This is a genomic window from Lysobacter cavernae (assembly GCF_042648505.1).
GTDB classification, from domain to species: Bacteria; Pseudomonadota; Gammaproteobacteria; order Xanthomonadales; family Xanthomonadaceae; genus Lysobacter_L; species Lysobacter_L cavernae.
Genome location: NZ_JBHRXK010000008.1, coordinates 1 through 20,525 on the forward strand (window position 1 = coordinate 1; position 20,525 = coordinate 20,525).

General features: G+C 64.9%; 14 protein-coding genes. 7 read left to right on the forward strand and 7 right to left on the reverse strand.

The features are described 5' to 3' along the window. Together ACFOLC_RS14155 and ACFOLC_RS14160 are read left to right on the forward strand one after the other, a co-directional pair. Nucleotides 1-3,153, forward strand: a 3,153-nt coding sequence (locus tag ACFOLC_RS14155; protein WP_386759905.1) for an RHS repeat-associated core domain-containing protein, incomplete at its 5' end; no start/stop codon positions are given. A 4-nt stretch (nt 3,154-3,157) separates the two neighbouring features. Beyond that, nucleotides 3,158-3,760: an imm11 family protein gene (locus ACFOLC_RS14160; protein WP_386759906.1), complete on the forward strand. Its 603-nt coding sequence runs from the start codon at nt 3,158-3,160 to the stop codon at nt 3,758-3,760. A 291-nt stretch (nt 3,761-4,051) separates the two neighbouring features. On the opposite strand, the gene ACFOLC_RS14165 is transcribed toward ACFOLC_RS14160, so the two are convergent. The 6 genes from ACFOLC_RS14165 to ACFOLC_RS14190 form a co-directional block, all read right to left on the reverse strand. Next, complete coding sequence (locus ACFOLC_RS14165; protein WP_386759907.1) at nt 4,052-5,320, reverse strand: dicarboxylate/amino acid:cation symporter; 1,269 nt, start codon at nt 5,318-5,320, stop codon at nt 4,052-4,054. Between the two features lie 170 nt (nt 5,321-5,490). Further along, entirely contained in the window at nt 5,491-6,258 is a 768-nt protein-coding gene (locus ACFOLC_RS14170; protein WP_386759908.1) for a L,D-transpeptidase family protein, read from the reverse strand. Nucleotides 6,259-6,307: 49 nt separating this feature from the next. Beyond that, a complete protein-coding gene (locus tag ACFOLC_RS14175; RefSeq protein WP_386759909.1) occupies nt 6,308-7,156 on the reverse strand; it encodes a MurR/RpiR family transcriptional regulator in 849 nt (282 codons plus the stop codon). A gap of 13 nt (nt 7,157-7,169) precedes the next feature. After that, entirely contained in the window at nt 7,170-8,267 is a 1,098-nt protein-coding gene (locus tag ACFOLC_RS14180; protein WP_386759910.1) for a dipeptide epimerase, read from the reverse strand. A 42-nt stretch (nt 8,268-8,309) separates the two neighbouring features. Then, nucleotides 8,310-9,698, reverse strand: a complete 1,389-nt coding sequence (locus tag ACFOLC_RS14185) for a C40 family peptidase (protein WP_386759911.1) — start codon at nt 9,696-9,698, stop codon at nt 8,310-8,312. Nucleotides 9,699-9,729: 31 nt separating this feature from the next. Continuing rightward, a complete protein-coding gene (locus tag ACFOLC_RS14190; RefSeq protein ID WP_386759912.1) occupies nt 9,730-10,872 on the reverse strand; it encodes a DUF819 family protein in 1,143 nt (380 codons plus the stop codon). Nucleotides 10,873-11,019: 147 nt separating this feature from the next. Between ACFOLC_RS14190 and ACFOLC_RS14195 the strand changes: the two genes are divergently transcribed. The 5 genes from ACFOLC_RS14195 (at nt 11,020) to ACFOLC_RS14215 (ending at nt 19,202) form a co-directional block, all read left to right on the forward strand. Continuing rightward, on the forward strand, nt 11,020-12,525 hold the full coding sequence (locus ACFOLC_RS14195) for a transglutaminase-like domain-containing protein (RefSeq protein ID WP_386759913.1): 1,506 nt from the start codon (nt 11,020-11,022) through the stop codon (nt 12,523-12,525). Nucleotides 12,526-12,563: 38 nt separating this feature from the next. Further along, a complete protein-coding gene (locus ACFOLC_RS14200) occupies nt 12,564-15,566 on the forward strand; it encodes a TonB-dependent receptor (protein ID WP_386759914.1) in 3,003 nt (1,000 codons plus the stop codon). A 90-nt stretch (nt 15,567-15,656) separates the two neighbouring features. Then, nucleotides 15,657-16,919 carry a diaminopimelate decarboxylase gene (gene lysA, locus ACFOLC_RS14205; RefSeq protein ID WP_386759915.1) on the forward strand — a complete coding sequence of 421 codons (1,263 nt, stop codon included), beginning with the start codon at nt 15,657-15,659 and terminating at the stop codon, nt 16,917-16,919. Next, entirely contained in the window at nt 16,916-18,463 is a 1,548-nt protein-coding gene (locus ACFOLC_RS14210; RefSeq protein WP_386759916.1) for a serine hydrolase, read from the forward strand. The genes lysA and ACFOLC_RS14210 overlap by 4 nt, the downstream gene beginning before the upstream one ends. Nucleotides 18,464-18,500: 37 nt before the next feature. Further along, nucleotides 18,501-19,202 (forward strand): M15 family metallopeptidase, encoded by a 702-nt coding sequence (locus ACFOLC_RS14215; RefSeq protein ID WP_386759917.1) that lies wholly within the window; start codon nt 18,501-18,503, stop codon nt 19,200-19,202. A 144-nt stretch (nt 19,203-19,346) separates the two neighbouring features. Here ACFOLC_RS14215 and ACFOLC_RS14220 read toward each other — a convergent pair whose 3' ends face one another. Next, nucleotides 19,347-20,393 carry a serine hydrolase domain-containing protein gene (locus tag ACFOLC_RS14220; protein WP_386759918.1) on the reverse strand — a complete coding sequence of 349 codons (1,047 nt, stop codon included), beginning with the start codon at nt 20,391-20,393 and terminating at the stop codon, nt 19,347-19,349. Between the last annotated feature and the right edge of the window lie 132 nt (nt 20,394-20,525).

Genomic DNA, 20,525 nt, shown 5'->3' on the forward strand with positions numbered 1-20,525 from the left:
GAGATCGACCCGCTCGACGGCGTCACCGTCTTCGAGTACGACGAGGTCGGCCGCACGACGGCGGTGATCGACCCGCTGGGCCTGCGCACGCAGTTCGACTATGACGAACGCGGGAACCTGCTCGAGCTAACGCGGCCGGACGGCAGTTCGATGCAGAGCACGTATGACGATGACGACCGACCGATCTCGGTCGTCGATCCACTCGCCACCCAATGGAAGCAGCAATGGGACGAGCGCGGTCTACTGGTTGCGCAGTCCACGCCGCTGGGCGCAGCTTCGCGCTACGAGTACGACGTTGCCGGTCTCCTCGTAGCGCATACCGATCCGCTCGGCGCAGTCACGCGTCTGTACTTCGACCGCCACGGTCAGTTGCTGCGTCTCACCGATCCGCTCGGTTTCACCAGCACGTTTCGGCACGACGCGCTCGGCCGCCTGCTCGAACAATCCGACCCCACAGGGCAGCGCACCCGCTACAGCTACGACGCCAAGGGCCGCCTGCTCAACGCCGTGCAGCCCGGCGGAACCACCGTGCGCGCCGAGTACGATGCCGAGGACCAACTCCTCAAGTACACCGACGAGAGCGGCCACGTCACCCGGCTCGAGTACGTCGGCATCGGCCAGATCGCCCGGCGCATCCAGCCTGACGGCCATGCCGTGCGGTACCAGTACGACACCGAGGAACGGCTTGTTGCGGTCGTCAATCAGCGTGGCGAAACGTACAGGCTCAAGCGCGACCCACTCGGCCGCATCATCGAGGAGGTGGACTATTGGGGGCAGCCGCGCCATTACCGCTACGACGCCGCCAGCCGCCTGGCCGGAACGACCGATCCGCTCGGCCAGACCATCGCCTACGCCACCGACAAGCTCGGCCGCATCACGCAGAAGGTATTATTGCCCGATCCGGACCGGGCAGGGCAGGCGTTCAAGGAAGCCTTCAAGTACGACCCGTCCGGTCAGCTTGTCGAGCTGCGCAACCCTCATTGCCATGTGCAACGCAAGTTCGATGCCGAAGGCCGCTTGCTGGAAGAGACGCAGAACGGTTTCCGCATCGCCAGCCATTACGACGCCGTGGGCCAACGCATCCTGCGCGAGACCAGCGCCGGCAACCGCGTCGCCTGCGACTTCGACCTGCGCGGCCAACTCGCCAGCTCCACCATCAACGACGAGGCGCCGATCGCCATCGAGCGCGATGCTCTCGGTCGCGCCGTCACAGAGCGACTCAGCCCACAGGTGCAACGCCAGTTGCGCTACGACGACCGCGGCCTGCTCACCGCCCAGGCGGTGCTGAAGGACGAGGCACCGCTGTTCGACACCGGCTACGCCTACGACCGCAGCGGCAATCTGACCGAGCGCCACGACAGTAGGCAGGGCAGCGACGCCTACAGCTACGACCCGATGGGCCGGATCCTGTCGCACACCGACCCGCGCGGGAAACTCACCCAGTTCCTCAACGACCCGGCCGGCGACCGCCTGCGCACCCGTGTGCACGAAGCGCGCATGCAGCAGGCCGTCGGCGGCGAGATGTTCCCCGGCCAGTGGACGCGCGAAGGCAGCTTCGAGGGCCTGCACTACGTCTTCGACCGCGCCGGCAACCTGATCCGCCGTGGCGACGAGCGCATGTATGCGCGCCCGGAAGACGAAGCCAGTGACCTGCACCTGCGCTGGGACGCCAACCACCGCCTGATCGAAAGTACCAAGAACGGCCAGGCCACCCACTACGGCTACGACCCGTTGGGCCGTCGTGTGTTCAAGCGCAATCCTACCCATACCACCTGGTTCTTCTGGGATGGTGACGCCCTGCTGGGCGAGGTGACCCACGCCAACGACGCCACCAACGCGCCGTCGCTGCAAGGCGAGGGCAACGTAATTGACTTCCTTGCCGCCCGGCAGCGCAAGGCTGTGTTCGAGGCCTTGCACAAGGAAGCACGCGAGTACGTCTATTACCCTGGCAGCTTCGTGCCGTTGGCGCTGATCGACCAGCAAGCGGCGAACGGAGATCGGCCCGCGGCGGAACGGGCCGTGGCGCCAGTCGCCAAGCCTTTGCCGTCGTTACCGGCACCGCGCCGAGAACCGCAGCCCGACTCCCTCCCCCTCCGCGGGGGAGGGGCGGGATGGGGGGCGAACGCAGCGACGAGCCGCGACCCATCCGCCCATGTGACGGGCTTCGGCGGTCTGGGCGCGGTCGCACTCGGCCAGCCATCTGCCACCCTCACGGAACAGGTGTCGTCATCCGAGCCTGCGCCCGCCGTGCCCGGCGGCGTGGGTGGAATGACGCTGGGCTGCGTGAAAGGCGGGCCCGCGGCGCCGATACCACCGTCTACACCTGCGACGCCTGTTGCACCGGAGACCAAAACCGCTTCCGGCATCGACGAAGTTGCCCAAACCATCACTGGCGCCGCATCGCTGCAGCAACCCATTGAGCCGGCCCCGCGCACCAGCCACGTCTTCCACTACCACGTCGACCCCAATGGCTGCCCCACGCGCATCACCAACCCAGAAGGCCGCATCGTCTGGTCCGCCAGCTACGCCGCTTGGGGCGCCGTCACCCAGCAACACGCAAGCGCCATCACCAATCCAATCCGCTTCCAGGGCCAGTACTTCGATGCAGAGACAGGGCTGCATTACAACCGGTACCGATACTACGATCCAATCGCTGCTGCCTATATCCATCAGGATCCAATCCGCCTGCTTGCAGGCGCAAACCTCTACTCGTTCGTCCGCTCGCCTGCCAACTGGTCTGATCCCCTGGGCTTGGACAGTAGAAAACTTGATCGGAATCTAGGTGGGCGCGCGCGCGATGCCCATCAAGCGCATCACCTCATTCCAGAGGAGGTGATGAAGAAGCCGCAGTACAAACGAATGTTCGACCGTCTCAAGACGATGGGATTCGAGCCAGACGGCGCAAACAATGGTATCCACTTGCCAGACAATGAAGCGCTGGCGAGGGTGAAAAACCTTCCTGGGCACTGGTCGAGCCACCCTACGTACAATTCAGCGGTCGATGCAATGGTGGACAATCTCAACCACGCATACAGGACGGGTCGCCTTTCCGACACCCAGCTTGCGTTGGGGATAAGGGATATTCAGCGACAAACACGAAACGCCATCGAGAGTTGCCAAGTTCAGATGAACACGTCCTGCAGGATGACCTGACGACATGTACTACCAGATCAGTTATCGCCCCGGTCAGCCCGGTTGCCCGGACTATTTCGACGGAGATTTGAACGAGGCTTGGGAGTGGGACGAGTATGATCCCGGCGTCCATGAGTTGGAGATCAAGCACCAATACGTTTATCGTGCTAATCATGAGTTCGTGGATTTTGATTATTGCGACGAGTATCTGGTATCAACGCACTTTGCTCGCCTGTGTGATCAGTTCGGGATGCGGGAACGCCTCGTGCCAGTGACCATCGTCGAGTCCGACGGGGAACGAACTAAGAAAGATTATGTTTTCCTGCTGTCATCAGAGCACATATCAATTCTTGATGTTGCCCGTTCGGAGTACGTGGTTGCGAGGCAACTCGAGACGGGCGAAATCGTGCGCGACAGGTATTGTCCGGATGTAGTCCACTATGACTCGATCGTGAAGTTTGTCGTCGATCCGGATCGCGTGGCGGGAAGGCACATTTTCCGATGCATCGACCTAGCGCGTAGATACGTGTGTTCGCAGCCTTTCAAGGATGCTTGCGAGCAGTCGGGAATGTTGGGCCTCGCATTCACGCCGATTGACGACAACTTCAAGGTCGCTGCTTTCTGGTGACCCAATCGTGAAGACAATCCCATGGGCGAGCCTAAACAAGGGGTTCGATGTCGAGGTTCTATGCATTTCATTGGCTTACGGGCCCTTCTCGCAGCACAACGACCTGCCCCAAATTTACGCGTCGGTACAGTCGCAATCGAAATCCCTGATGGAGGGGCGAATTCAATTCTGATTCGCAGCACCCTAGGTGTTGAAGTGGTTCCAGGCGGCTTAACCTGAGTGACTTCACCGCCAAGTGGAATTGCCCAAGGCCCATTTCATTCGCGGCCTGACGGACCCCGCAGTCTGTGGTTAGTCCGGGCGTTGTCCCGGCGCCGTAGGCTCTTCCGTCGCGTTGGACACCTGCTTCGCCACCACGCTGGTTGCGGTCAGGTCGCCGGTCACGTTGCCCAACGTGGCGAACACGTCGGGGATGGTGTCCAGTGCCAGCAGCAGGCCGAGCGGTTCCACCGGCAAGCCCATTGCCTGGGTGACCGGCATGTTGGTGGCCATGAAGCTGACCTGCCCGGGCAGGCCGACCGAGCCCATGCTGATGACCACGGCCAGCGCTGCGCCCGCCGCGAGTTGTGCGACGCTCAGGTCCACGCCGTAGGCCCAGGCGATGAACGCGGCCACGCCGATGTACTGGATGGGGCTGGTGATGCGGAACAGCGACACGGCCATCGGCAACACCAGAGAGGTGACGCTGAGCGGGTGGCCAAGCCGCTCGCGCGAGCTTTCGATCATCGCCGGCAGCGAGGCGAGCGAGGACTGGGTGCTTGCCGCCACCACCTGCGCAGGGGCAATCGCCGCAGCGAACCGGCGCAGGCGTTCGCGGCCGGCGATCACCGCGATGGGGTACATCAGCACGGTCGCGCACAGGTACATCGTGGACAGGATCGCGATGTACCAACCGAAGGCGCCGATCATGCCGTGACCGACGCGAGCGCATACCGCCAGCACCAGCGCGAACACGCCCAGCGGTGCCACCCAGAGCACCCAGTGGACGATCACGATCATCACGTCGGCAATGCTCTGCACCAGTTCGAGCAGGCGCGCGCGTCGGTCCGTCTCGATCCGGGTCAAGGCGAAGCCGAAGAACAGCGAGAACACCACCAACGGCAGCATGGCGCTCTGCGCGGCTGCGGCTATGGCGTTGCTGGGGATGATTCCGGAAAACCATTCAGCCAGCGAATTGGGCAGCGACAGTTGTGCCGTGCCGGCCGTGGCCGCGCGCAGTGATTCGGCCAGGCCCTCCTGGCGCGGCACCAGCGAGAACAGAATCGGCGCCAGGATCGCGGCGAACGCGGCGCAGACGCTCAGGATCACCGCGAACGTCACGATCGCGTTGCGTGCGGTGCGTCCGGAAGCCGCCGCGTCGGTGGCGTTGTTCACGCCGATCACCACCAGCGCCGCGACCAGGGGCACGACGGTCATCTGCAGTGCGTTGAGCCACAGCCGTCCGATCGGCTGGACGATGTCCGCCACCTTGCCGGCCAACACGGGATCGCCCCAGGCCAGGAGCAGGCCGATCAAGGCACCGAGGAAAAGTCCGAGCAGTACACGGGCAGTGGTCGACACGGTGGGTCCTGTGGAAGATGGTGTTGCTGTGGGTCAACACATCCAGCTGCGTATCCCCGTTCCCCCTGAGCGTAGCGCAGCGAAGTCGAAGGGAGAACGGGGCGGAAGCGTTCGAGCCGCTCATCCTTCGACTTCGGCCTACGCTCTGGACAAACGGTGACAGTGTGGAATCAGTTCGCGGGAACGTGAGGCAGCTCCCACGGTCGCCGCAAGCGTTCTAACTCGGCCACCGGCATCAGCACGAACACCGGCTTGCGCTCGGGATCAAGCCAACCCAGCAACTGCTGCATCGCCGGTTCGGCCATGGCGGTGCAGCCGGCGGTGGCTTCGCCGGGTGCCTTCCACAGGTTGGCGAAGATGCAGCTTCCGGCGCCAGCACGATGGATCGGATTGTGCTCGATTACGAAGCCGAGCTTGTAACGCGAGTCGCCATCGGCGTGCAGATCGCGCCGCATCGGCTCGGTCGAGCCGGCCACGGCGGCCTGGCCGACCTGGCGCGCATCGACGATGCGATCGTACAGCGGCGAGTCGCTGACATCGATGCAGTAGTCGGAAGCCGTCATCGCCCGATAGGGCAGCGCAGTCGATGCGGCATCGCCATAACCGAAGGCGGTGCCAATGCCGAACACGCCTGCCGGTGCGCGGCCGTCGCCTTCGCGTTTCTGTGGCCCGGTAGGTTGCGGCGCGTGCAGGCCCTGGCCCCAGGCCGAGCCGGCGCGCCCGACCGTGACCGGCGTGGTGTCGCCGACTGGCTGCCAGCCATGGGCGCCGCGTTCGTAACGGCGCAGTACGCCGTCGGTCGCGTCCCAATCTGCAGTCGTGACCAGCACCAGCTGGCGTGACTCGGACCAGTCCCGGGTTTGCAGCGTCGAGCTGGCGCAGCCGCTGACGACCAGGCCGGAAAGCATCAGCAGGACAATGTGGAAACGCGAACGCATCGTCACTCCTCGGACCTTGGTCGTTGTCGCATGCATGCATGCAGGCTGGTCAGGTGTCGAGCAGGTCGCGCATGCGCTCGAAATTGACGTCGAGCTGGCTGCGCCGACTCTCGCTGGCCTCGCACGACAGCACGAAGATCAGGTCGAGCAGGTGCTGCAGCGCGGACTGGTACAACAGCGGTTCGATGTAGCGACGCTCGTCATGCGCCGAGACCAGCAGCGAGGCATCGGCGTGTGCGCGTAGCGGGTTTGGCGTGTGCCGGGTTACCGAGATCACCTTGCCGACGCGCTCGCGGAACAAACGGCTGATCTGGCACAGCGCGGCCTGACGGCCGTGTTCGGAAAACACCAGCAGCACGTCGCCTGGCGCCGCGGCCGATACGCCGGCCTGCATCAGGATCGCATCGACATAGTGCACGGTCAGGATGCCGAGCATCGACAACCGGGTCGCGAAGGCGCGTGCGGGGATGCCGTCCTCGCCGAGACCGATGATGAACACCTTGCCGGCCTGGGTGATCGCCGCGGCAATCGCATCGATCGCCTCGGGTGGATTGATCAGGCGTGTCTCGGCCTCAGCCTGGGCCTTGAGATGCCACAGGTTCTCGGCCAGCACCGTGTGCGGATTGTCATGGCTGGCGGCGACGGTCTCGCCATCGTCGTTGTTACCGCCGCGTGCGACGGCCTCGCCGATCGAATACTTGAGGTCGGGATAACCCTTGAACCCGAGCTTCTGGCTGAACTTGACAACGCTTGACTGGCTGATGCCCAGCGCGTTGGCCAACTGCTGGGAAGAGTAGTCGCGCAGCAGGTGGGCGTTGTCGAGAAGGAAGTCGGCGATACGGCGCTCGATGGCCGACATCTGGTCGCGTTCGGCGCGGATTTTCAGCAGAGGCGACATCGTGGTCGGGCGCTCAGGCGGGCAGGGCTTCGAGGCCGCGGATCTCGCGGATGCCAAGGCCCGGGGCGTCGGTGATCGAGATCTCCGACTCGTTGAAGATCACGCCGCCGTCGACCGGATTGAACGCACACAGCGACGGGCCGTCCAGGTCGATCTTGGTGATCACGTTGGCCTTGGCCACGGCGACGTGCACAGCCGCGGCGACACTGATGCTGGTTTCGAGCATGCAGCCGATCATGCACTCGACGCCGTAGAGCGCGGCGATGTCGGCGATACGGATCGCATTGGAGATGCCCCCGGTCTTCATCAGCTTGATGTTGATGATGTCGGCGGCGCGCATGCGGATCAAGTCGATGACTTCGGTGGGGCCGAACACGCTTTCGTCGGCCATGATCGGCGTGTGCACGCGCTCGGTGACGTACTTCATGCCGTCCAGGTCCTGCGCCTTGACCGGTTGCTCGACCAGTTCCAGACGCACGCCGGCGTCCTCGAGCATGCAGATCGCGTATACGGCCTGCTTGGCGGTCCAGCCCTGGTTGGCGTCCAGGCGCAGCAAGGCGCGGCCTTCGACCGCGGCGTAGATCGCCTTGACCCGCTCGATGTCGACGCCGATGTCCTTGCCGACCTTGATCTTCAGCGACTCGAAGCCACGGTCCACCGCGCTGAGCGAGTCGGCGACCATCTTGTCGATGTAGTCGACGCTGATGGTGATGTCGGTGGTGATGACCGGGTCGCCGCCGCCGAGCATCTTGTACAGCGGCGCGCCATAGAGCTGGCCGAACAGGTCATAGATCGCGATCTCGACCGCGGCCTTGGCGCTGGTGTTTTTCTCCAATGAACTCTGGATGAGCTGGGTGATGTGGTTGAGGTTGGCGATTTCCTGGCCGATCAGGCGCGGGGCGATGAACTTGCGGATCGCTTCAACTATCGAGCCGTGGGTGTCGCCGGTGATCACCGCCGTGGCCGGCGCCTCGCCGTAGCCAACATGGCCGGTATCGGTGTGCACGGTGACCACGATGTCCTCGACCGCCTCGACCGTGCGCAGCGCGGTCTTGAACGGCGTCTTCAAGGGAACGCGCAGCATGCCGAACCGGATGTCGGTGATTTTCATGAAGGTCCGATAATGAGGTGGTGGTGTGGGGTGGCGTGCCGCTCAGGGGCGGATGCGCTGGATGTTGGTGATGCGGTCGACGTAGGTCTGCTTGCCGTTGAACAGCAACGGCAGCAGCGGTGAGACCGTGACGCCATTGGTCTTGGCGCGCGCGACCTGGCCGTCGGGGCCGAGGTAGCTCAGGCCGGTGGTGTCATGGATCACGTACGGCCCGCCGTCGATCTGGCCGATCACCATCATCACGTGGCCGGGAATGTAGACGAGATCGCCGACCTGCAGGTCACGCACGACTGCCATGCGCTTGGCGTGGTTGTCCTTGTCGCTGAAGGCGATGCGGTTGAGTGCCGGGCTGACTGCCTGGTCGCTGGTGTTGCGCGGCAGCTGCACGCCCATGCTGCGGTAGACCTCGGAGACGAAACCGCTGCAGTCACGGCCGTTGTAGGAATGGCCCCAGCCGTAGCGTTCGCCGAGAAACTTGAAGCCCTGCGTGATGATGTTTCGCTTGCTCAGCGGCAGGGCATGGCCGGCGGTGTCCTCGCGCTTGGGCAGCAGCGCCGGCGCGAAACGCAGCGAGCCATCGGCGCCGCGCACCGGCAGTTCGATCACGTGCGAGGTGTAGGGGTGCTGGCCGTTGACCGGCTGGTTGGCTGGCCAGTCGGCCAGCACCGGCACGCGCGTGCCCATGTCTAGCTGCAATTCGGAGACGGCCGGCTCCTCGCGTGTAAACACGGTGCGGGCGGTGGCACCGGTGACGATGCGGTAAGGCGTCTTGCGCGCGTAGCCCAGCACCTGCTCGGCGCTGCCTTGCGCGATGCGGCGCTTCTCGACCCAGGCCATGTAGCGCGGGCTGGCCACGAACCACCACTGGCCGTCGCGGCTCTCGTGCACGATCGCGACCGGGTCGCCCGGGAACAGGGCACTTTCCTGGAAGCGGTCGATGTCGGTGTCACCGCGCGAGCTGAATACGCGCAGATGCGTGGGGAAGGCGCGCAGGTCGGCGCGCTGGGTGGTCAGGCCGTAACGCGGCGGCTGCTCGGCGGGGACCGCGTCGAGGTTGGCGTTGTCCACCACCGCGTCGATCGTGGTTTTGGCCACTGCCTGGCCCTGCTCGTTGAACAGGGGCTTGCTCGGGCGTTTGGACAGCGCCCCGATCCAGGCCGCGACCTGTTGGCGGTCGAGCATGGCGGGCAGGGTGGCCAGGTCCCGCACCGAGCGGTCGAGATGGAGCAGACGCGCGTTCTGTGCCGCGATCGCCGTGTCGTCGAGCACGACGTGGTCGGCATCGGGCTGACGCGCCACCCAGAAGTCCGGGTTGAGGTGGGCCTCTTCGATGCCGATCACGCCGTGCGTAGGCACAGGCGCGGGTTGCTCGCGCGCGGCGAGCGGCTGCGCGGCGGCGAGGAGCAGGGCGAAGGGGATCAGCAGTTGCATCGACACTCGCATGGATTCAAACCCCCGTGGGTTACAGACCGGACAGCACGCCGGCCATGAGCAGGCCGATGCCGGTGCCGAGCACCAGCCCCAGCATCGCCAGCAACACCGCCGCCGGCACCAGCGCCCGTGAATAGGTCGCGGCCAGCACTGGTGCGGTGGCGACGCCGCCGATCTGCGCGAGCGAGGCGATGCCGCACAGGTACAGGTCGAAGCGGAACACGCGCGCGGCCAGCAGGAACAGCGCGATATGCAGGATCAGCACGGTGAAGCCGACCAGCACGAACAACGGTGCCGTCGCCAGGCCGGCGAAGTTGCTCTGTGACGCCAGCACCGCGACCAGGCAGGCGAGCAGGGCGCCGGCCAGTGGCGCCGGCACCGGTGATCGGGCCAACGGCGTGCGTGCGAGGATCAGGCCGGCGGCGGTCGCGGTCAGCACGGTCCAGGCCGTCGTGGTCAACAGCCCGTTGGTCGGCAGCCGCGTGGCGAGCAGGGCAGCGCCGTTGCCGACCAGCAGGGCGATGCCCAGCCACAGCAGCACGCTACCCGGCCCGGCTTCGCCCATGGCATGCGGCTCCACCGCGGGCAGCGGTGGCCGCGTATCGGCGCGGGTCCAGCGATCAAACGCCGGCGCAAAGCGCGCCGCCGAGAACAGCACCACCACCCACACCGAGTAGCACAGCGCATCGGCCAGCAGCACCGACGGCAGCAGGTTGTCCGGCAGACCGATCGATTGCTTGACCGCGACCAGGTTGGCCGAGCCACCGGTCCAGGTGGCACTGAGTGCGGCCAGCATCTTCCAGCCGTCCGCAGGCAAGGCATGGCGGAAGATCAGGTAGCCGAGCACGATGGCCAGCAGGATGCTCAGCATCGCGCATGCGAACACCGCCAACATGCGCGGACCGAGCGCGAGGATCGCGCGTAGATCGCAGCCGACCATCAGCAGAAACAACAGCGCTGGCAGCAATTGCGCGATCAGCGTGCGTTGCGCGGTCTCGATCTCGGACGTGGCCCGCCACAGCCCGGCGACGGCCAGCGCGGTGACGAACAGGTAGGTCAGCACGATCGGCGGCAGCAACGAGAACACGCGCCATTGGAAGCGTTTCTCCAGCGACGGGAACAGGCCGGCCGACAACAGCAGCACCGCCAGGTAGGGCCAGACCGCCTCGATCATCGCTTCCCCTCAAGAACGCCAGACGATGCCTGCCGCCACTGCTGCAGAATACAAACTTCATTAGGAGTAATTGTCAAGAATAAATTATTGACCGGCCCATCCAGCCATGTTACACAGCGTTGACAGGGCTCCCAGGTGGTCGTCTGCATGGACAGTTTCGTGCTTGCGCTCGAATCGGCAACACCCCGGACACGACGCCGTCGCATCGGCGCGGGGGCATGGCTGTCCGCGCTGCTGCTCATGGCGCCAGCGTTTGCTGCCGGACCGGCGCCTGTCGCCGAGGTGGTGACGATGGTCGATGCCGGGCGGTTCCAGGCCGCGCAGGGTCAGATCACCGCGGCGCTGGCACGCCCTGATCTCGACGCCGACACGCGCCAGGCCCTGGAGTTCGAGCGCGAGCGCATGCGTCGCATCCGTCTGGATTTCCCGCTGACCGAAGACCAGGCCAAACAGCGCCTGCGCGAACGTATTCCGGATATGCGCGACGACGAATTCGCCGAGTGGAAGGCGAGCAATCAGCTCGAGCACCTGGTCATCGACGGCCAACCGTTCTATTTCAACCGATCCGTCTCCAACCTGTTCCTGCTCAATCCGCAGGCCGCCGCGCGGCGCTCGCCGCAGCCGGCACCATCGAGCCAGGGGCAGATGGAGGGCGCCAACGCCTATCACGTGCAGGCGTTGCGCGAGGCCCGCGCCAGCGGCAAGACCAGCGTGGCACCGCGTCGGGTGCGCGTAACCCAGTCGATCGTGGTCAACGCCGATGCGGTGCCGGCCGGCGAGACGGTGCGGGCGTGGATCCCGTACCCGCGCGCCTTGCCCGGTCAGCAGGAAGGCCTTCGTTTGATCGGCAGCGTGCCGGCCAAGCCGGTGGTCGCGCCGGAGTCGACACTGCAGCGCACGGTGTATCTCGAACAGCCGGCAGCCGCGGGCCGGCCGACCACGTTCTCGATCACTTACGAACTCACGATCTTCGGCCAGGTCCATACCATCGACCCTGCCAAGGTCGTGCCGGTCGGCGAGCGCCCCGACCTGGCCGAGTATCTGGGCGAGCGCCCGCCGCACATCGTCTTCAGCGACGACATCAGACGGTTCTCGCAACAGGTCGTCGGCGACGAGAAGAACCCGTATTGGATCGCGCGCAAGTTGTTCGAGGCGGTCGACAAGACCCCTTGGGGCGGCGCGCGTGAATACTCGACCCTGTCCAACATCAGCGACTACGCGCTGCACGCCGGCCATGCCGACTGCGGCCAACAGACCTTGCTGCTGATGACGCTGCTGCGCCTCAACGGCATACCGGCGCGCTGGCAGTCGGGCATGGTCTATTCCGACGGCGACTACGACAACCTGCACGACTGGGGACAGCTGTACCTGGCCCCGCATGGCTGGGTGCCGATGGATGTCAGCACCGGGCAGTTCAAGGACGCCAAGGACCCGGGTATCGAGTGGTTCTATCTCGGCGGGCTCGATGCCTATCGCATTGCCTTCAATGACGATTACGGAACGGATTTCTTTCCGCCGAAACAGCATTTCCGATCGGAAACCGTGGACTCGCAACGCGGCGAAGTGGAGTGGGCAGGGGGCAACCTCTACTTCGACCAGTGGGACTACACCTTTGAGGCACAGGTACTACCGGGAATGCGGACAAGAGACTGACCGCGGCCACGGCCATCACATCAGCAACTGGAGGGGACATGAACAGCAAGGGGTTGCGCAGGACCGCATTGTGTATCGCGATGGGTGTGTGTTTGTCGTCTGCGCTGTCGTTGCAGAGCGCGCATGCGGCCAACGATGACGGCTCGCTGGTGGGACGCGCCACGGCCGGCGCGGAGGTCACGGTACGCAATCCCGATACCGGCTTCACCCGCACGGTCAGAGCCGACGCCAACGGCAACTACCGTTTCCCGTTCCTGCCGGTCGGCAACTACACGTTGCAGGCCAACAAGGATGGTGCACCGCTCGGCCAGCCGATTGAGGTCACGGTCAGCCTCGGCAACGCCGCCAACGTCAACGTCGGTGGCGACGCCACCAACCTGGCGACGGTGCAGGTGGTCGGGTCGCGGGTGGTCACTCCAGTCGACGTCACCTCGACCGAATCGGCCACCAATGTCACCCGCGAGGAGCTGGGCCGCCTGCCGGTTGAGCGCGACGTGCTCTCGGTGGCGACCCTGGCGCCGGGCGTGAACAAGGGCGAGTTCGGCGGCGTTTCGTTTGGTGGCTCGTCGGTGGCCGAAAACACGGTCTACATCAACGGCCTGAATGTCACCGATTTCTACAACCGGGTCGGCTTCTCGTCGCTGCCGTTCTCGTTCTTCCAGGAATTCCAGGTCAAGACGGGTGGCTATTCGGTGGAGTTCGGCCGCACCACCGGTGGTGTCATCAATGCCGTGACGCGTTCGGGCACCAACGAGTTCCAGGCCGGTGCGGATATGGTTTTCGACAACTTGCTGCAGGCCCACTCCAGCAACAAGCCCGGCATCATTTCCCGCTACGACGAGACCAACAAGAACAACAATTACAGCGTGTGGGGCTCCGGTGCCCTGATCAAGGACCGGTTGTTCTTCTTCGGCATCTACGAGAAGCGCGATCTCGATACCACCAATACCAACGACACCGGTGAGACCCAGTTTGTCGACAGTTCCGACAACGACTTCTGGGGCGCCAAGCTGGACTGGCAGATCAACGACAGTCACCTGCTCGGACTCTTCGCCTTCTCGGACAAAAACGAGAATGTCGAGGACAGCTACCCCTTCGACTGGACCACCGGCAATCGCCTCGACTCGCGTGAGAACCGCACGTTCAGCCAGAGCGGTGGCGACAACTGGGCCCTGACTTACACCGGCTACCTCACCGACACTTTCTCGATGAAGGCGCTGTATGGCAAGAACGAGCGCAATTCCTCGGTCAACAGTCTCAATGACGATGCCTGCAATCTAGTGCAGGACCGTCGTGAGAGCAGTGACTTCATCGGTTGCACCAGCAACACCGCCGTCATCGATCGTACCGACGAACGAGAGGCGGCCCGCCTCGACTTCGAGTGGTCCTTGGGCTATCACCTGCTGCGTTTCGGCGCGGACCGTGAGACCAACACTTCCGATTACCTCAGCCGCTACCCAGGCGATGGCCTGCGCTACGAGATCAACCGCGTGCCGGGAAGCCGAAGGGTGAACGGGACGCCGGTGCGTGACGGCGTGACCGCCTACGTGCGCACGCGCGAAGTGGCCAACGAGGGCGAGTTCGAGACGCTGAACACCGCGTACTACGTCGAGGACAACTGGTCGGTCACCCCGAACGTCGTGCTGAATCTCGGCCTGCGACTGGAAGCGTTCGATAACAAGGACGCAGCCGGCAACAGCTACATCAAGATGGACGACATGCTGGCGCCGCGCTTTGGCTTTTCCTGGGACGTCAACGGCGACGCCCGCACCAAGGTGTTCGGCAACCTCGGTCGTTATTTCCTGCCGGTTGCCAACGTCATCAACATCAAGCAGGCCGGTCCGTTCCTCGATGCCCGCAGGTTCTTCGAGTTCGATGGTTTCACCACTTTCACCAACCCCTCTACAGGCCGGGCCTATCCAGCACCGATCCTCGGCGCCGAGATCGGAACAGTGGATGACACGCAAGGCAACGGCATGGTCGGCGACCTGCGCAGCGAGGTCGATGCCGACATGGACCCGGTCTACCAGGACGAGCTGATCCTCGGCTTCCAGTCGATGCTGGCCGACAACTGGTCGTGGGGGGTGCGCGGCATCTACCGTCGCCTGAACAACGCCATCGACGACATGGAGATCTCCGACACCGGCTATTGCCAGGGCAACGTCGACAAGGCCGATGGCGATGGTTACTCCGATGCGGGCAGCTACCTGGGCTTCGTCATGGGCAACCCCGGCAAACCCACCAGTGTCTACGTCGATACCGACTGCGACGGCACCCCGGACAGCTACACCACCATCGACACTTCGCAAGCCGGCTGGGCGCTGTACGACGACGCCGGTAACTACCTCGGCCAGCGCGGCTGGGACAAGCCCAAGCGCACCTACAAGGCGCTGGAGTTCGTCATCGACCGCGCCTGGGACGACCAGTGGTCTTTCAATGCCTCCTACACGCTGTCCTACAGCGAGGGCAATGCCGAGGGACCGGTCAACTCCGACACCGACTTCGCCGACTCCGGTCGCACCGAGGCCTTTGACAATCCGTTTGTCGACTTCAACGGTGTCGGTTACCTGCCCAACGACCACCGTCACCAGTTCAAGTTCCGTGGCACCTATGCGTTCAACGAAAACTGGCAGGTCGGCGCCACCCTGGACGCGCAGTCCGGCCGCCCAGTCAGCGAGTACGGTGCCGGTAACCCGGTCGACGACACCGAGTTCCTGAGCCACTACATCTGTGCGCAGAACTGTACGGAAGATTTTGCGCCGTCCGAGCGCATCTATCGACTGTCCCGACGTGGTCACTATGACCGGTTGCCGTGGACCTTCGATCTCGGTGCGAGTATCTCCTACCACACCACGATCGGCCGTTCGAACCTGAATGCCAAGCTGGCCTTCTACAACCTGCTCGACCAGGAGCGCGTGCTCGAAGTGGACGAAACGCTGGAAGACCAGAATGGCATCGGCACGCTGCGACCGGAGTTTGGTCGCGGTACGGTCTACCAGTCGCCACGTTACGCCCAGTTGATGGTTTCGATCGACTTCTGACCCTCGGAGCGGCCCGCTGTCGAAGCGGGCCGCTCATCTTTTTCGCTTGTGCGCGGCGCACGAGCGGCCTCCTGAGTCCAGACCCTTCCGATGCTTCAAGCCCTGCGTGCGAACAGCCTGTTCGACGGGGTCGACCTGCAGGCGCTGGCCAGGCAGGTCGACACGCCGTTCTACGCCTATTCGGCCAGCGCGATCCGCCAGCGCATCGGCGCCCTGCAGTCGGCCATGCAGGGGCTGGACACGCGCCTCTGCTTTGCGGTCAAGGCCAACTCCAACCTCGCGGTGCTGCAGTTGATGGCGCAATGCGGCACCGGTGCGGACATCGTGTCAATCGGTGAATTCCGGCGCGCCCTGCGGGCCGGCATCCCGGCAGATCGGATGGTGTTTTCCGGTGTCGGCAAGACGCATGACGAGATTGCCGAAACCCTGATGGCCGGTGTCTGGAAGTTCAACGTCGAATCCTACGATGAGTTGCAGTTGCTGCAGCGCATTGCCAGTGAACAGTCCATCACGGCCCACGCCGCCGTGCGGATCAATCCGGACGTCGATGCCGGCACTCACGAAAAGATCTCCACCGGCAAGTCGGAGAACAAATTCGGCGTCAGCATCGACGAGGCGCGTACCTGGTTTGCCGGCCACGCCGATTTTCCAAACGTCCGATTGGACGGCCTGCATGCGCACATCGGCTCGCAGATCCTGAGCGTGGCGCCGTTCCGTCTGGCCTTGCAGCGTGTCGCCGCGTTCTGGCGGGAACTGGTCGCCGCCGGTCACAACCTCGCCAGCATCGATGTCGGCGGTGGCCTCGGGGTGTGCTACCGGTCGGGAGTCGACCAACCGGTGCCGACCGAGGATTACGCGGCCGTGATCCGCGCCGCCTTCGCCGATTTCGATGGCGTGCTGGTGCTGGAACCGGGGCGCTGGCTGGTGGCCGAGGCCGGGGTGCTGATGACCCGGGTGATCCGGGTCAAGCCCGGTGCCGGTCGCCAGTTCCTGGTCGTGGACGCGGCGATGAATGACCTGCAGCGTCCAGCGTTGTACGACGCCTGGCATGAAATCGTCCCGCTGCACGACGAAGTGCGTCCGACGACCTGCTACGACGTCGTCGGCCCGGTCTGCGAAACCGGCGATACCTTCGCCGTCGATCGCGCGATGCCGGCGTGTGTGTCCGGTGATCTGTTGATGATCGCCGGCGTTGGCGCTTACGGTGCCTCGATGGCTTCGACTTACAACTCGCGGCCGTTGACCGCGGAGGTGCTGCTCGACAACGGTCGTTATGCCGTCGTGCGCCGCCGCCAGAGTTTTGAGGAAATGGTGGCCGGCGAGCAGCTCCCGCACGCGTGGCACACCGCATGAGGGCCTGTCGCGGTCTGTTGCTGATTCTCATCCTGGCTGCCGCGGGCGCGCAGGCCTCGCCCGCAGTAGATGCGGCCTTCGATGAGGTGATGACGCGCTACCGCCTGCCGGGACTGGCCGTCGGCATCGTCGAGAACGGGCAGGTCGTTTACGCTCGCACTGCGGGCGAACTCGTCGAAGGCGAGGGTGCGAAGATCGATTCGCGCACGCTGTTCAAGATCGCCTCCAACAGCAAGTCGATGACCACCGCCACGCTGGCGCGGCTGGTCGACGCTGGCAAGCTGCGCTGGGACGATCCGGTGGTGAAGCATCTGCCGCAGTTCCGCATGCACGATGCGTGGGCGGGGCGCGAGATGCAGGTGCGCGACCTGTTGATCCACAACAGCGGCCTGCGCGCCGGCGCTGGCGACCTGATGCTGTGGCCCGAGCCCAACTCGTTCACCCGCGCCGACATCCTCCGTGGCCTGGCCTACCTGAAGCCACAGCACAGCTTCCGTTCCCGCTACGACTACGACAACCTGCTCTACATCGTCGCCGGCGAGGTGGCAGCGGCCGCAGGCGGTGCTCCGTACGAGGCATTGGTGCGGCGCGAGGTTTTCCAGCCCCTGCGCATGGCCCGCTGCCAGGTGGGTGAATGGAACCGCGAGTCGGTTGGCAACGTCGCCCAGCCGCACCGGCGCGACGGCGATCGCAACGTGCCGGTGCGCAGCGACGGTGCCGTCATTGCGGCCACGACGATGGACGCTGCTGGCGGCATCCGGTGCAGTCTCGACGACATGCTGACCTGGGTCCGCGCCTGGCTGCGACCAGAAGCGGAAGACACGCCATGGCTGTCGCGCACGCAACGCGAGGCGCTGTGGGCACCGCAGATGCCGATGCCGCTGTCGCGACGCATGCGCGAGTGGGATCACAGTCATTTCTCCGCCTATGGCTATGGCTGGCGCCTGGCCGATGTCGACGGCGTGTTCAAGGTGGCGCACACCGGAACGCTGATGGGCATGTATTCGGCGGTGACCCTGCTGCCGGACAAGGGCGTCGGCTTCGTGATCCTGATCAATGGTGAAGGCGAGGAAGCACGTACGGTGCTGACCCAGGTGCTGGTGAAGCACTATGCCGCGCCCGCCGAGAAGCCCACGGTTGCGCACTACGCCGGCTTGATCGCGCAGGAACGCGACACCAAGCCGGCGGCGCAGAGAGCGCCCGACACCTCGTCGCGCCAAGGTGTGCGGCCGGCCGAGCTGACCGCACAACTGGGTGTCTACCGCGACCCATGGTTCGGCGAGGTCTCGATCTGCCGGCAGGGCGAGGCAGTGAGCTTCCGTGCGCACAAATCGCCGTTGCTGACCGGCACGGTCATGCGCGTGGGACGGCGCCTGCTGGTCGACTGGCGCGACGACAGCGTCGACGCCGAGGCCTGGTTGGACTTTGCCGGCGCAGACGGCAAGGGCCCGATCACGCTCGCCATGGCAAAGGTCGATCCGGAGGCGGACTTCAGCTATGACTACGAGGACCTAGCGTTTGCCCGTGAGCGCGCCTGCGACTGAGCGGCGGTGGCCGTTGTCGACACGGCGATGCGGGGCCGTGGTGACCTTCGTGGCGATCCTGGCCTGCGTCGGCTGCGCCACCCGCAGCGAGGCGCCGACAGTCTCGGCAGCGCCGACGGCCGAAGCGGCCGGCATGGTCGATATCCGCTCGCTGGTGCCCGACATCGACACCGACATCCGCTACGCCGGCAGCGACAACTTCGTTGGTGCGCCGGTGACCGGTTACGAAGCCCCGCGCTGCTATCTGTTGCATCCGGTGGCGCAGGCGCTGCAGCGCGTCGAGCAGGCCCTGCGCGAAGACGGTTATCGGCTGCGGATCTACGATTGCTACCGCCCGGTGCGGGCCGTGCGGCATTTCGTCGCCTGGGCTGGCGACCTCGACGACCAGCACACCAAGCCGCGCTACTACCCGCATATCGACAAGTCGGCGTTGCTCGGTGACTACATCGCCGCGAGTTCCGGGCACAGCCGCGGGGCCACGGTCGACCTGACGCTATTGCAGTGTGAAACCGGGACCACAAGCTGCCGGCCGCTCGACATGGGCACCGATTTCGATTTCTTCGACGCGACCGCGCATACCGATACGCCGCAGGTTACGCCACCGCAGCGTGAGAATCGACAACGCCTGCGGGCGGCGATGCAGGCGCAGGGCCTGCGCAATTATCCGTTGGAGTGGTGGCACTACACCTTGCGGCCCGAGCCGGCACCGACCGTCGCCTACGATTTCCCGGTGCGCTGAGTCCGCCGGTCCTGACAGTCCCGGGCACAACGAGGGATCTGTTGTCAGGCGATCGATCAGCAAGGCCTGAAAGGTTTACGGGAACCTCTAGAAGCAGGTCCCTCGCTGTGCTCGGGACGATAACGAGGCCACGGCTTCGAGACTTCAGCGAAGAAAAAATCCGGCGATCTGCTTCGCCACCGCATAGGGCTCGGGATCGTTGCGATTGGTCAGCACGACCACGCTCAGGCAGCGCTGCGGATAACGCACGATCACGTTGCGGAACCCGATGGTCTCGCCGGAGTGCCACAGCGTCTCGTCGGTGATGCGCCAGCCAAAGCCGTACTCAACCTCGGAGTCGTCGGTGGCCGTGGCCGGCGTGAACGCCTGGCGCAGCCATTCCGGTTGCAGCAGGTGGCTGTCGTACAACGCCGCGTCCCAGCGGGCGAGGTCGTCGATTGACGAATAGATGCCGCCATCGCCGAGCACGGCGCTTGTCGGGCTCTGGTCGGTGCGCGCCCAGTGGCCGTTCTCGTTGCTGTGGCCGTAGGCGCGGTGCGCGACCTGGGAAACGCCCTGCTCGTAGGCGACGCTGCCGGTCATGCCCAGCGGTACGAAAATGCGTTCGTGCAGAAAGCTGGCGTAGCGGCGCCCGGAGGACCGCTCGACGATCAGCGCCAGCAGCGCATAGCCGCTGTTGCTGTAGCGGTAGTCACTGCCGGGGGCGAAGTAGGTGCGGTCCTGCGCTTCCAGCAGCTTCAACACGTCGGCATCGTGCACCTGCACGGTGCTCGCCGGGTCCATCACGTCTTCGTAGTCGACCAGGCCGGAGGTGTGCGTGAGCAGCTGGCGGATCGTGATCGCCTTGGCCGCATCGGGCAGCGACGGCAGCCACTTCCGGGCGGAATCGTCGAGTTGCAGACGCCCGTCCTGGGCCAGCAGCAGGATCGAGGCCGCAGTGAACTGCTTGCTTACCGAGGCGAGCCGGTAATTCGTCGCTGGGGTGACCGCGATGCCTGCCTCGACGTCGGCCAGACCGTAGCTGCGCCGGACGATAGGCGCGCCGTCGCGGACCACCAGCACCGAAGCGCCCGGAACATTGCCCTGGTATTCGCGCATCAGCGCGTCGATCCGCGATTCCACTGCAGCACCCCCAGTCGCGCAGCCGCTCAGCAGAAGAAGTGGTCCGAGGATCCAGGCCGGGATGCGCATGGCTGCATGGTAACGGCAGGTGCCGCTGCCGTCAGCGTGGCGGGCGACGAGATTTTGGATGTCGGTATCGTGCCGACTCACCGGTATTGCATCACGCTTCCGGCGTGCAGCGTGATGGGTGGCCATCGCGCG